Annotated in this window: 12 protein-coding genes; all 12 read left to right on the forward strand. The window is 40.3% G+C overall.

Annotated elements, in window-relative coordinates; all coding sequences use genetic code 11:
- Nucleotides 1-202 precede the first annotated feature (202 nt).
- The 12 genes from NON16_RS12750 (at nt 203) to NON16_RS12810 (ending at nt 13,522) form a co-directional block, all read left to right on the forward strand.
- Nucleotides 203-1,120: a proline dehydrogenase gene (locus NON16_RS12750; protein WP_257349516.1), complete on the forward strand. Its 918-nt coding sequence runs from the start codon at nt 203-205 to the stop codon at nt 1,118-1,120.
- A 453-nt stretch (nt 1,121-1,573) separates the two neighbouring features.
- Complete coding sequence (locus tag NON16_RS12760) at nt 1,574-3,970, forward strand: 3-hydroxyacyl-CoA dehydrogenase/enoyl-CoA hydratase family protein (RefSeq protein WP_257349518.1); 2,397 nt, start codon at nt 1,574-1,576, stop codon at nt 3,968-3,970.
- A 12-nt stretch (nt 3,971-3,982) separates the two neighbouring features.
- Nucleotides 3,983-5,161, forward strand: a complete 1,179-nt coding sequence (locus tag NON16_RS12765) for an acetyl-CoA C-acetyltransferase (protein WP_257349519.1) — start codon at nt 3,983-3,985, stop codon at nt 5,159-5,161.
- Nucleotides 5,162-5,480: 319 nt separating this feature from the next.
- Nucleotides 5,481-7,265, forward strand: coding sequence for an acyl-CoA dehydrogenase family protein (locus NON16_RS12770; protein WP_257349520.1), 1,785 nt, complete (start codon nt 5,481-5,483; stop codon nt 7,263-7,265).
- 461 nt (nt 7,266-7,726) lie between these two features.
- Complete coding sequence (locus NON16_RS12775) at nt 7,727-8,083, forward strand: arsenate reductase family protein (protein ID WP_257349521.1); 357 nt, start codon at nt 7,727-7,729, stop codon at nt 8,081-8,083.
- A gap of 84 nt (nt 8,084-8,167) precedes the next feature.
- Nucleotides 8,168-8,551, forward strand: a complete 384-nt coding sequence (gene gcvH / locus NON16_RS12780; protein ID WP_257349522.1) for a glycine cleavage system protein GcvH — start codon at nt 8,168-8,170, stop codon at nt 8,549-8,551.
- A 201-nt stretch (nt 8,552-8,752) separates the two neighbouring features.
- Nucleotides 8,753-9,115, forward strand: a complete 363-nt coding sequence (locus NON16_RS12785) for a toprim domain-containing protein (RefSeq protein WP_257349523.1) — start codon at nt 8,753-8,755, stop codon at nt 9,113-9,115.
- Nucleotides 9,112-10,200, forward strand: a complete 1,089-nt coding sequence (locus NON16_RS12790) for a PQQ-dependent sugar dehydrogenase (RefSeq protein ID WP_257349524.1) — start codon at nt 9,112-9,114, stop codon at nt 10,198-10,200. The genes NON16_RS12785 and NON16_RS12790 overlap by 4 nt, the downstream gene beginning before the upstream one ends.
- A 96-nt stretch (nt 10,201-10,296) precedes the next feature.
- Nucleotides 10,297-10,560, forward strand: a complete 264-nt coding sequence (locus tag NON16_RS12795) for a thioredoxin family protein (protein ID WP_257349731.1) — start codon at nt 10,297-10,299, stop codon at nt 10,558-10,560.
- A gap of 409 nt (nt 10,561-10,969) precedes the next feature.
- Entirely contained in the window at nt 10,970-11,725 is a 756-nt protein-coding gene (sigI, locus tag NON16_RS12800) for an RNA polymerase sigma-I factor (RefSeq protein WP_308216608.1), read from the forward strand.
- 28 nt (nt 11,726-11,753) lie between these two features.
- Nucleotides 11,754-12,968 carry an anti-sigma factor domain-containing protein gene (locus tag NON16_RS12805; RefSeq protein ID WP_257349525.1) on the forward strand — a complete coding sequence of 405 codons (1,215 nt, stop codon included), beginning with the start codon at nt 11,754-11,756 and terminating at the stop codon, nt 12,966-12,968.
- A gap of 191 nt (nt 12,969-13,159) precedes the next feature.
- Entirely contained in the window at nt 13,160-13,522 is a 363-nt protein-coding gene (locus NON16_RS12810; RefSeq protein ID WP_257349526.1) for a hypothetical protein, read from the forward strand.
- Nucleotides 13,523-13,563 lie beyond the last annotated feature (41 nt).

Raw genomic sequence — 13,563 nt, forward strand, 5'->3', positions numbered from 1 at the left:
TATAAGAGGTCTCAATGTCAACTTTTAAAGCAAGTTCCGGGTGTTGTTCACTTTTCTGAAATTGGAAAAAAATATTTTTTAAAAAACGTAAAAAATTTGTCGAAAAAGTGATAAAATGTCCTAGAACGTTTAACCAAAAGAGATTACGTTCACATAGATTGTAAGAGCCTTTTGTATGCGGTTTCAGTATAGGGGGATTAGGATGGAAAAGATATTAAAAAATTTCTTTCTTTTCATGGGTAAAAATAAAGCGGCGACTAAGATGGCTAAAAAGTATGGTCTTCGCTTTGGTGCAGGGCGGTTTGTTGCGGGAGCCTCATTGCAAAGTTCGATTGATGTAATTAGAAAGCTTAATGCTGAGGATCTATATGTAACGATCGATCATCTTGGTGAATTTGTTGATAATGAACAGGAAGCTAAAGAGATGACAGATCATTGCATTGAGGCAGTGAAAGGAATTGCAGAGAATAACCTGAATTCTCAGCTTTCGCTTAAATTGACTTCATTGGGGCTCGATATTAGTAGAGAGCTTGTGTTGTCGAATATGAAACGACTTCTAGCTGCGGCGGAAGAATACGATGTTTTCATTACCATCGATATGGAGGATGAAGCTCGTTGTCAGGCAACGATTGATATTCTCAAAGAGTTGAGATCTGAGTATGAAAACATAGGAACTGTATTACAGGCTTATTTATATCGAACAGTAGCAGATATACAGGATCTAGATTCATATAATCCGAACCTTCGACTGGTGAAGGGTGCCTATAAAGAATCACCTTCTGTTGCTTTTCCAGAAAAGAAAGATGTCGATGAGAACTTCAAAAAGATTATTAAAATGCATTTATTAAATGGGAATTATACAGCTGTAGCTACCCATGACGACAACATTATTTCATACACAAAAGAACTTGTGAAAGAACATAATATTCCGAACGATCAATTCGAATTTCAAATGTTATTCGGAATTCGTGTGGAACGTCAACGCCAGCTTCGGGATGAAGGCTATAAGATGAGAGTGTATGTTCCATACGGTAATGATTGGTATGGTTACTTTATGCGCCGTCTTGCCGAGCGTCCAGCTAATGTTGCCTTTGTTCTAAAAGGCGTGTTTGGAAAATAAATAGAGCAAGCAACCGTCACATTTCTTATTAAAATTGAAATATTGAAAGGACCAAAGCGGCTTAAAGCCAGCTTTGGTCCTTTTTCATCCGGAAATTAGTTTTTTCATCCGGAAATTATCTGATTACAAAGAGATTCGTACTGTTATAAAGAACATCGATGATCCGGACTTGTTACAAAAAAGATCGTTCGCACATCCGATTTTCAAGGAAATGCAGTTAGCACAATGGATTGAGTTTATTGGCTACCATGAAAGAAGGCACATTAAACAAATCGAGGAAATCCTTTCAAAAGGGGATTAAGCAGCGATAACATCAAAATAAAAGACGAAATGGTATAAATTTTCTGAAATTTGTGTTGCGAAATTGGAATCTTTTTTTTATAGTAGAGGTAGGAAGTTTAATTTTTCGCTCTAAAAATGAATGAGTATTCATTCAGACAAGGGAGGTACATTATGACCTATCAGATTCGAAAAGCAGCGGTGATCGGGTCAGGAGTTATGGGATCGGGAATTGCTGCACATTTAGCGAACATCGGGATCCCTAGTATATTGCTCGACATAGTTCCAAAAGAACTTAATGAAGAAGAGAAAAATAGGGGGCTGACTCTTGAGGATGCAAAAGTAAGGAATCGTGTTGCTGCTTCCTCGAAACAAAAGCTCTTAAAGCAGAAACCTGCACCACTCAGTTCCAAAGACCATATCGAGATGATTGAGGTCGGAAATCTTGAGGACGATCTTCAAAGGCTTAGTGAGGTCGATTGGATCATCGAGGTGGTTGTTGAAAATTTAAATGTAAAGAAGGTTGTTTTCGAACAAGTCGATCATTACCGGAAAGAGGGAACGATCATAAGCTCCAATACATCCGGAATATCGATTAATGCAATGGCAGAAGGACGAAGTGAAGATTTTAAGGCGCATTTCCTTGGGACCCACTTTTTTAATCCGCCACGGTATTTAAAGCTGTTGGAGATAATTCCAACTCAACATACGAAACCAGAAGTTTTACAGTTTATGAATGTGTTTGGAGAAGGAGTGCTTGGAAAAGGCGTTGTCGAGGCAAAAGATACGCCGAACTTTATCGCAAACCGGATTGGGACGTACGGTCTGCTTGTAACCGTTCAAGAGATGTTGAAAAACAACTATTCCGTAGGAGAGGTTGATTCACTCACAGGACCTGCGATTGGGCGGCCGAAAAGTGCGACGTTCCGAACGCTTGATGTCGTTGGACTCGATACATTTATACATGTTGCAAATAATGTACATGAACAAGTATCCGGCCATGAAAAGGATGTGTTTGATGTACCTGACTTTATGTTGAAAATGCAAGAAAATGGCTGGATCGGAAGCAAGTCTGGTCAAGGGTTTTATCTGAAAAAGAAATCAAATGGGAAAAGTGAAATCCTTGAACTGAACCCAGAAACCTTAGACTATGAACCTCGTAAAAAGTTAAAAACATCATCTACAGAAATGAGCAAACAGGCAAAATCGGTTCAAGATAAAATAAAAACACTTGTTTATGCTGATGACCGAGCAGGAGAGCTCATATGGTCGATTTTAAAACCTGTTCTCCTATATTCAGCCGAGAAGGCGTATGGGATTGCCGATGATATTAAAGCGATTGATGAAGCGATGAAATGGGGGTTTGGCTGGGAAATAGGTCCTTTTGAAACGTGGGATGCAATCGGGTTGGAAAAATCAGTTGAACGGATGAAGACAGAAAGAGAAACTGTCCCTCAGTGGATCCATGACATGCTGGATTCAGGTAATAAGCAATTTTACAAACAATCCGGAACATCTCTGCAATACTATCATCACGGAGATTATGTGTCGGCGCAAGAAAGTGAGAAGATCATTCACTTGCATCGTTTAAAAGGTGAGGACCGAGTAATTAAAAAGAATTCAGGAGCTAGTTTAATTGATGTAGGTGATGATATCGCGCTACTTGAATTCCACTCTCAGAACAATGCAATCGGTCCAGATATTATTCAGATGATTCAATATTCGATTGATGAGGTTGAAAATAATTACAAAGGACTCGTTATCGCAAACCAAAGTAAGAATTTCTGTGTTGGAGCGAACCTGATGCTGATCATGATGGAAGCACAGGACGACAATTTCTTTGAGATCGACTTCATGGTCCGTCAATTCCAAGAAACGATGGCGAAAATTCGATATAGTGCAAAGCCAGTAGTCGTTGCACCGTTCAATATGACACTCGGCGGTGGGGCAGAAGTTTCCTTACCTGCTGCGGGATTACAGGCTTCCTTTGAAACGTATATGGGACTTGTGGAAGTCGGTGTTGGAATTATTCCAGGCGGTGGTGGCAATAAAGAGCTTTATACAAGACTGCTCGAGCAAACACCTAAAAATGCTAAAGTTGATCTACAAAAAATTGCGATTCAAACGTTTGAAATGATTGCGATGGCAAAGGTTTCAACCTCAGCTCATGAGGCAAAAGAAAACGGGTTTTTACGAGCACAAGATGGAATAAGTGTAAATGCCGATCATCTGATTTATGATGCCAAACAGCAAGTTCTATCGATATATAACAGGGGGTATCGTCCTCCGCAACGCAAAAAGATTCCGGTCGCCGGAGAACCAGGATACGCTACATTGGTCCTTGGTGCACAAACGTTGAAATTCGGAAATGCAATCTCAGATCATGATCTGAAAATTGCTAAAAAGCTTGCGCACGTCATTGCAGGTGGAAAGGTTCCAGAAGGCACACTTGTTGATGAACAATATTTGTTAGACCTTGAGCGTGAAGCCTTCCTAAGCTTGGCAGGTGAACCACTCAGCCAACAACGAATGCAGTATATGCTTGCAAAAGGAAAACCACTTCGCAACTAAGGAGGGAAGAAGATGCAGGACGCAGTTATCGTTGCAGGTGCAAGAACACCTGTCGGAAAAGCAAAGAAAGGTACATTCGCAAATGTACGTCCAGATGATCTAGGCGCACTTACAGTAAAAGAAACATTAAAACGAGCTGGTGGATATGATGGGCCAATTGATGACCTCATAATCGGATGTTCCATTCCCGAAGCAGAGCAAGGAATGAACATGGCCCGAATGATTGGCGGACTCGCTGGACTGCCAGATAATGTGCCGGCAATTACGATTAACCGGTATTGTTCATCAGGACTTCAAAGTATTGCTTATGGGGCTGAAAAAATTATGCTCGGCCATGCGAATTCAATACTTGCAGGTGGAGCAGAAACGATGAGTTTAATCCCAATGCCAGGCCATGTTGTGAAACCGAATCCAACCTTGCTTGATTCGCGACCAGAATACTACATGGGTATGGGCTATACAGCAGAAGAAGTAGCAAACCGCTTCGGGATTACAAGAGAAGATCAAGATGCCTTCGCTGTACGCAGTCACCAAAAAGCGGCAAAAGCAATTGCTGAAGGAAATTTTAAGGACGAAATTGTTCCGGTTGATGTTCCGCTCAGGTGGGTGGATGAAAAGAATAAGCTTCAAGAAAAATTGGTTACACTTACCACAGATGAAGGCGTTCGAGCCGAAACGTCTGTTGAGGTACTCGGCAAGTTACGCCCGGCCTTTTCACCAAAAGGGACTGTCACGGCAGGGAACTCCTCGCAAATGAGTGACGGGGCAGCGACAGTTCTTGTGATGAATCGGGAAAAGGCGGAAGCGGAAGGACTTAAGCCACTCTTGAAATTTCATTCATTTGCGGTTGCTGGAGTGGCACCAGAAATTATGGGTGTCGGACCAGTTGAAGCAATTCCGAAAGCATTGAAGCTTGCGGGTATTGAGCTATCTGATGTCGGATTGTTCGAACTAAATGAAGCTTTTGCTTCTCAATCGCTTCAGGTTATCCGTCAATTAGGTCTTGATGAAGAAAGGGTCAACGTGAACGGAGGTGCGATTGCATTAGGTCATCCATTAGGCTGTACTGGAGCAAAACTGACATTAACGTTATTGCACGAAATGAAGCGTCGAAATGAGCAGTTCGGAGTTGTCACGATGTGCATTGGAGGCGGGATGGGTGCCGCTGGTGTATTTGAGTTAGTCCATTAATAGAAAAGCGAAAGCGTCCATCTTACGATAAGCGTCGAATTTCTTCGTCAGTCTTGTTTCACCGGTCCTCATTTAGTGAACCTAAACTCCGGTCCTCAAAACTGCACTTCCTTGAACTTCTCGCTTCTCGTAACCTGACATTATTCATCGGAGTAGTGCGAAAAGCGCTGGAGATTCTGGAGCACAACACGCTTTTTGTGTTTGAGGAAGAATCGAAGCGACGATCTGCGCACCTAGGCGCAGGAGCTAGACATTATTTTCTAAAAACGCAGGAATTAGACATTACAATTATTTTATGGATAAAGGGAGGTCATCGATCATGTCAAGCAGTGTTGATAAAGCAGCAAAAGGCGGAAGTTTTCTGCTAGAGGAAGTGGATGCACAACATATTTTTACACCTGAAGACTTTTCAGAAGAGCAACTTTTAATGGGCAAAACGACCGAAGATTTTGTAGTGAAAGATGTTGTTCCGAAGCTGGAAAAAATTGAACAACATCAATTCGATCTTTCAAGGGATTTGCTAACAAAAGCCGGGGCGCTTGGTTTGCTTGGGGCAGATGTGCCAGAGGAATACGGCGGACTTGCTCTTGATAAAATCAGTTCAGCGTTGATTACTGAAAAATTTGCTCGAGCTCGATCGTTTTCACTCAGTTACGGAGCACATGTCGGAATTGGATCACTGCCGATTGTTTTATTTGGAAATGAAGATCAGAAACAGCGTTATTTACCCGATCTGTCTGTCGGAAAGCGTATTGCGGCTTATGCACTAACAGAACCAGGTTCTGGATCCGATGCACTTGGTGCAAAAACGGTAGCAAAATTGAACGATGCTGGAACCCATTATATTTTAAACGGTGAAAAACAATGGATCACGAACTCAGCGTTTGCTGATGTTTTCATCGTCTATACAAAAATCGATGGCGAACAGTTCACTGCTTTTATTGTAGAACGTGATTTCACAGGTGTTTCTACTGGACCAGAGGAAAAGAAGATGGGAATCAAGGGGTCTTCAACTCGTACCTTAATTCTGGAGGATGTTAAAGTACCGAAAGAAAATTTACTTGGTGAAGCCGGTCGCGGTCATGTAATTGCTTTCAACATATTGAATATCGGTCGTTATAAGCTTGCTGTTGGTTGTGTAGGGGCAGCCAAACGTGCGCTTGAAGTCTCGATCAAATATGCAAATGAACGACAGCAATTTAAACAGCCAATTGCAAAGTTCACGCTCATCCAAGAAAAGCTAGCTTCGATGGCAGCAGCAGCGTATGCATCAGAAAGTTCTGTCTATCGAACTGTTGGCATGTATGAAGAGCGGCTAGGTGATTTATCTGCGGAAGATCAAAAGGATGGTTCGTTACTCGCGAAAGGAATTGCGGAATATGCAATTGAATGTTCATTAAATAAGGTTTTTGCGTCTGAAGCACTTGACTATATCGTCGATGAAGCAGTACAAATTCATGGAGGATATGGTTTCATGTCTGAATATGAAGTTGAAAACATGTATCGTGATTCGCGCATTAACCGAATTTTTGAAGGGACGAATGAGATTAATAGACTGCTCGTTCCAGGAACTTTATTACGTAAGGCGATGAAAGGTGAACTTCCGTTACTTCAAAAGGCGACGGAGCTTCAAAATGAATTAATGATGCTCATGCCTGAGGAAGTTGACAATGAACCGCTTGCCCAAGAAAAGCAATTTGTAAAAAATGCGAAAAAGATCTTTTTGATGATTGCTGGAATTGGTGCACAAAAGTATGGTCCGAAGCTTGAACACGAGCAAGAAATTCTCTCGAATGTTGCAGATATTGTCAGTGAAGCATATGCAATGGAATCGGTTGTGTTACGTACGGAAAAGGCGATGCAAAAGCAAGGATCCGAAAGAGCAGCCCAAAAGATTTTATTAACCGAAGTCTATTGTCAGGAGGCTTTCGAGCGTATTGAGTCACATGCGAAGGAATCTGTTGTTGCAATGGAGGAAGGTGACCAATTACGAATGATGCTTTCCGCACTCAAAAAGCTGACTCGCTACACCCCGATGAACGTGATTAAGAAGAAACGTGAAATTGCTGTAAAACTGTTGGAAGAAGGAAAATACGTCGTTTAATATACGCTTTATTCCCTGAAAAACGAAACTCTCTCTCTGGATGGGGCTGATCCATTTTTATGGGTCAGCCCTGATCTATTGGACCTAAAACAGCGCAAAAAAAATTGATTTACATTTTTCTAGCACGTTAAGAAAGTATAAAAGTTTGCGGCATAGATGTAATGTCCAGCTTCAGCGACAACCACTTGGATCACTTCAGTCCTCCTGCGGCGGCAACAGCCTCCTCGTCGGTCTTCCAGTGACCTTCGTGGCTAAGCAGGGCGCTTGCGCTTTTCTTACCTGGTTTATCAGCCAAATCCAGAATTTAAACCTCAACTAGTCTAGCAAAAGCTCTTTGTACCATCGACAAAAAATTACTGTTTTTTCGACCCGTTTGTCGTTTGTCCCGATCATTATTATGGTAAAATGGAATAGAAGCTCATCAGTATATACAGAATATGTTCAGTAAGGAGTGTCGGTTATTGTCCTTGACGGTATATGAGTATCCTAGCTGTTCCACATGCAAGAAGGCAAAGAAGTGGTTGGATGCAAACGATGTGTCCTATAAAGCTGTACATATCGTTGAAGAGACGCCATCAAAAGATGAACTTTCTTCACTTCATCAACAAAGTGACTTAGAACTTAAGAAATTTTTTAACACGAGCGGGAAAAAGTATCGTGAGCTTGGTGTGAAAGAGAAAATGAAAACAGCAACAGTAGAAGAGTTGCTCGATCTGCTTGCATCAGACGGCATGTTAATTAAACGACCGATTGTTACAGATGGGAAAAAGGTAACAGTAGGTTTTAAAGAGGACATGTTTGAACAAACTTGGAAGTAGACCTGATTGCAGGGAAGCACTGTTTTGTAATATTATAACGGTTAGAGGTATGAAACTATAGTTGAAATTTTGGAGGGATTAAATATGAAACATCCAAAGGAATTGCGTTATTCAGAAGAACATGAGTGGGTAAAAGTTGAAGGAAACAAGGCGTACATCGGAATTACAGACTTTGCACAGGACGAGCTTGGTGATATCGTTTTCGTAGAGCTTCCTGAACCAGGCGATGAGATTGAAGCAGATGAGCCGTTTGGTAGTGTTGAGTCTGTCAAAACAGTATCTGAACTTTATGCACCATTAAGTGGTAAAGTAGTTGAAATTAATGAAGACCTTGAAGACAATCCTGAGTATGTGAATGAATCTCCATACGACAAAGCATGGATGGTCGTTGTCGAATTATCAGATGAAGCCGAATTGGAGAAGCTAATGAACTCTGATGATTACGAAAAAATGGTAAGTGAGGACTAATTTTAAGAACTAAATAGTTAAATTAGGCTAAGGATTGACTTCTCAGGGTAGCATATTCTTCATATAAACATAAGTGTATCGGTTGAATTAGACCTACATAAATGTTCTTTTGGAGATGCCTGTTTACTGAGAGGGTCAATCCTTTTTTTACACGTTGTATAGATGTACATTAAAAATGCATTTTTTTCAGGTGGGATTCGAATGGATGACAGCGTTGAAAAAGTACTAATCGTGGAAGGAAAGACGGATCGTAAAAAGATACAAGAGTTACTCAAAGAACCAGTTGATATTATATGTACAAATGGAACGATCGGTTTTGACAAAATGGAAGCATTGATCGACTCACTTGAGCAAAAAGATGTTTATATCCTTGTTGATGAAGATGATGCTGGTCAAAAGCTTAGAAAAATCTTTAAACGTGAACTACCGAACGCACACCACTTGTACACGCATCGAATGTATAAAGAAGTTGCGGAAACTCCATTGATGTATCTCGCAAAAATTCTCATGAACGCACATTTCAATATTGATCAGAGTTCTTTATTAGGCGGTGGTCCAAAATGAAATTCTTGTATCCTTTCATCGTATTTCTTATTCTCGCAGGGTGTATGGCGGAAGACCAAAAGAACAATACTTTAGAACCTAGTGTGCCAACAGATGGTGAAGCCACACAACAGAATAAGGGACAGGTGCTTGTTAAAAAGCTGAATGTACCATGGCAAATAAATAGGGTGCAGTCCGGAGAATTTTATCTTCCTGAACGAAGTGGAAGTATTGTGCATATAAAGGATGGATCAACCGAACGAGAAACTCTTCAACTAAATAGAGAGATTGTTGCAGAAACGGTGGGCGGATTGCTTGGACTTTTAGTAGTTGAAAACACAAACCCAGTGGAGGCCTATGTGTACCATACCTACGCAGGTAACAATGACCTTGACCTTCTTAATCGTGTTGTAAAAGTGGAAAAAGAGGGTACAGTTTGGCGGGAAACCGACGTCATTATAGAAAACATTCCAGGCGGTCAAATTCATAATGGCGGGCGAATCAAAATAAGTCCCGACAACCATCTCTACATAACGACGGGCGATTCAGGTAATGAATCTCTTGCTCAGGATCTAAATAGTCTTGCCGGGAAAATCTTACGAGTTAATCTGGACGGAAGTATTCCTGAGAATAACCCATTTGAAGATTCTCCAATTTACTCTTATGGCCATCGAAACCCTCAAGGGGTTACCTGGACAGCAGGGGGACAAATGTATAGTGCTGAGCATGGATCGAGCAATCGTGATGAAATTAATAAAATTGTTCCTGGTGGAAATTATGGGTGGCCGATCATTCGTGGGGATGAGGAGAAAGAAGGTATGATTTCACCACTTTTTCATTCAGGAGATCAAACGTGGGCGCCTTCTGGTATGGATGCACATGGATCTAAATTATACGTCGCTTGCCTCGGGGGCCAGCAGATTCGAGTATTCGATCTAGATAGCGAAACTGATCAGAAGTGGGCGAGTGGCTTTGGTCGAATGAGAGACATAAAAATTATCGATGATACGCTTTATGCGATAACCAATAATCGAGATGGAAGAGGGAACCCAATTGAGGAGGATGACCGCCTTTTAAAATTTTCCTTGTCCGATTCCGAGCGTTGAACAACTTTTACATTTAAAGGGGATTAGTTTGTTGTGCTAAAAGAAATCAGTCAGAGTGAAATTTCGGTATTAGAGGCGTCACAAATAGGGAGTTATGTGTTATTTATTTACACCCCTCTGTGCGGAACCTGTAAGTTAGCTAACCAAATGCTACATGTTGCAGATGAGGCGTTAAGTGATAGAAGCCCGAATGAAATATATGAGTGTAACATTAACATATATCCAAGGTTTGCGGAGAAATGGAAAATTGAAAGTGTACCTTGTTTACTGTTTATTAAAAATGGAAAGGTCCAGGAAAGGCTTTATTCTTTCCAATCAGTGGATCGGATTTACCAGAAACTGCAACTTTTAATAAGGTGACTGTTAGTTAGTATCGTTATACCTATAAAAAACAAGAAAAAACATGGCTAATTTTCCCTTGTTTATGTCAAAATTGCAAATCTAGGATAAGTCTGAAAACATTTTATGGAATAGTGAAGAATCGTAGAAGGCGTTTTCGAAGCGATGGAGAAAAGGAATTTAAAACATTTAAAATTAAAACTATAGTTATCAGAAAATTAAATGAAATCTGTCATAATAAGAAAATATTACAAATGTTAAAGTGCTTGTAACATTGTTATCAAATTGTATCCTCCAAACATTGCAAACAATGGTATAACTGTATTACGGGATTATTTTTCCGGGTACGAAAAGGAATACGATTGAAAAAAGCAAACTGAACTCCTCAAGCATAAAGTTTGATACTTGAACGTAGCGAGGTGGATATAAAATGACATCAATGAACTTAAACTTACTTGTTAAACCCAAATATAATAAAACAATAACCATAGAAGATAAAGTAAAGAAAATAGCTCAGGGTGATGAGTTTCTTCGTAATGAGCTTTTAGAAGACTATCAGCCATTCATAAAAAAGGTTACATCTAAAGTATGTAACCAGTATATTGATCATTCTAGAGACGAATACAGCATTGGACTTTCTGCTTTTAACGAAGCTATTAATCAGTATCAAGAGGGACAAGGCAGCCGATTTCTGACCTTTGCAGATATGGTTATTCGCCGACGGGTAATTGACTACATTCGTAAAGAAGCACGCCAGAATCGATATATTTTTCTTGAGCCCGAAGAGACTGATGAAGAAGGAAGACTTGAAGATAGCTATGCAGAGCAAAAAGCTGCAATTGAACATTTCGATCATCAGCAGCAAATTGAAACGCGTGTTTATGAGATTGAGGAATTTCAAGAACTGTTAAAGGATTACGGAATTACATTTAAAGTGCTTAGCAAGAACTGTCCTAAGCATATTGACGCCCGTGAAAATGCAAAACAAATCGCCAAGTTGCTTGCCGAGGACAAGCAGCTTGCATCCTATCTATCCGAAAAGAAGCAATTACCGATAAAAGATTTATTAAATATGGTTTCATGCAGTCGTAAAACAATTGAACGTAATCGAAAGTATATAATAGCGATTGCATTAATTTATCTTGGAGGGTATACTTCGCTGAAGTCCTACATTGAACCCTCTTAAATATCGGAAAGAAAGGAGGCGACAATGAGTGAAACGCGGAGTAATTATGGAAGTATCAAAGCGTAAAGCTATCATTCTTACAAAGAATGGAGGCTTCGAGCGTATCCGACTGCGAAATGGAGAGCGTCCTGAAATTGGTCAGGAATATATTTATCCATTGGAGCAATCACTGTCACGGTCATACATGCCATTTAAACGGATGGTTGTTCCATCTTTTTCAGTTGCGTTAACACTGCTGATTATTTTCGTATTGGTTGCAGGTGCATTTCCATTTAGCTCAAACAAAGCTTCTGCTGCAGCATACGTTAGCTTTGATATTAATCCAAGCATCGAAGTTGCGGTTGATGACAATATGAATATTATTAAAGTCCGTGCATTGAATAAAGATGCCGAGGAACTATTAACGAATTCTGATTATCAAGACACGTCCTTATTGTATTTTTCTCAATCATTATTTGAAATATTAGAAAAAAATGGTTATCTTGACTCATATCATGATCTTTTGATCACAACGTCCTTAGATGATCAATCGTTACCTACGGAAGTTGAACAGTTATTGGAAGAATCGATTAACACGATAAAGCAAAACTCTAAATTACAGGGTACAAGTGTCGTTGTTTCAGTAATGACAACAACATTAGCAACGCGTGAAAAAGCGAACAAGCATGGTGTTTCTATCGGGAAATACCTTGTTTATCAAGATGCAGTGAAGAATGGCAATGCCTTATCACTTGATCAGGCAAGTAGTCTCTCTTACACAGAGTTGAGGCATATTGTAGCGAAGGATCCTCAGGAGGAGTCTGAGCAAACGGAAGCTACGATGAAGCCCTCTGTTAAACCTGAACATGTAAACCGTACAAATAACGATGTCGAAATGGCGAATCCAGAAGCTCCAAAATCCTCCAATCCAGCAACAGACGAGGTGAAAAAGGTTAATCAAGAAGTGATTAAGCCTGAACCAGTCGATGCAGCGCAAGGAAAGAAGGATAAGGAAAAGAAAGAGAAGACATCGATGAAGATGGAACGAAAAAACGATCATACTCAAGATAAAAAGCATGATGATAAGTTGCATAAAAAGCTCGAGCTTTACTTGCCTGAATGGAATGGGGAGCATCATCCACCTGGCCAGCTGAAGAAGCTCGAGCGCTTGCAATTAAACAATAAAAATTCCGGCGATGATAAGGACCAGCCGAAAAAGCACCCATTGAAACATGAGCATCCTAAGAATAAGCATGGGAAGTAAGTCATGGCAATTGTCATGGCCTTTTTGGCATGTAAAAATGTAAAAGGCTTTAGTCTTTAAAACACTCATTGTAAGTCGGAAAATGGTGAATGCTGCAAAGCTTTGGAATCCTACAGAAAACTGTCGAAGGGTTTTTAGAGGATTTACCGCTCTAGCCAACGAAAGGTATTGGTGGAAAGCGAGGGGAAAAGATGAGCATTTATCATTTGATCGAAATGTACTCAGACCACTACAATCGGCGTGGACAACTATCGCCTTTTTTTCGGATTAAAGACCTTTATGTGTCTATAAATGATACTCAGGAAACGGTTACGCTTCACCTTTGTAAAAGTTCTTGTGAGGTCGTTCAAGACAAGGATATACATGATGATATCATTCAAATCTTCGGGAGCTATGGTGCAATTCAGATCCTTCTAAATGGAGAGGTATTGCTTTCCCAACTGGTAAAAGACAAGAAAGTAAAAGTGATGGGCTCTTATCGAACACTTTTAAAATTAGAAGCCATCTTTTATCTACTCAGAGCTACAAAACCCCCACTTCAAGCGCAAGGGTAAGCTCATAATGAGATGAGGGGTCCATCTTAATGTTGCCTAGA

The sequence above is a fragment of the Pseudalkalibacillus decolorationis genome (assembly GCF_024609785.1).
Lineage (GTDB): Bacteria > Bacillota > Bacilli > Bacillales > Fictibacillaceae > Pseudalkalibacillus > Pseudalkalibacillus decolorationis.

Coding starts and splice junctions, on each gene's coding strand:
- NON16_RS12750 (WP_257349516.1), top strand. CDS start 203: ATGGAAAAGATATTAAAAAATTTCTTTCTTTTCATGGGTAAAAATAAA.
- NON16_RS12760 (WP_257349518.1), top strand. CDS start 1,574: ATGACCTATCAGATTCGAAAAGCAGCGGTGATCGGGTCAGGAGTTATG.
- NON16_RS12765 (WP_257349519.1), top strand. CDS start 3,983: ATGCAGGACGCAGTTATCGTTGCAGGTGCAAGAACACCTGTCGGAAAA.
- NON16_RS12770 (WP_257349520.1), top strand. CDS start 5,481: ATGTCAAGCAGTGTTGATAAAGCAGCAAAAGGCGGAAGTTTTCTGCTA.
- gcvH (WP_257349522.1), top strand. CDS start 8,168: ATGAAACATCCAAAGGAATTGCGTTATTCAGAAGAACATGAGTGGGTA.
- NON16_RS12785 (WP_257349523.1), top strand. CDS start 8,753: ATGGATGACAGCGTTGAAAAAGTACTAATCGTGGAAGGAAAGACGGAT.
- NON16_RS12790 (WP_257349524.1), top strand. CDS start 9,112: ATGAAATTCTTGTATCCTTTCATCGTATTTCTTATTCTCGCAGGGTGT.
- sigI (WP_308216608.1), top strand. CDS start 10,970: ATGACATCAATGAACTTAAACTTACTTGTTAAACCCAAATATAATAAA.
- NON16_RS12810 (WP_257349526.1), top strand. CDS start 13,160: ATGAGCATTTATCATTTGATCGAAATGTACTCAGACCACTACAATCGG.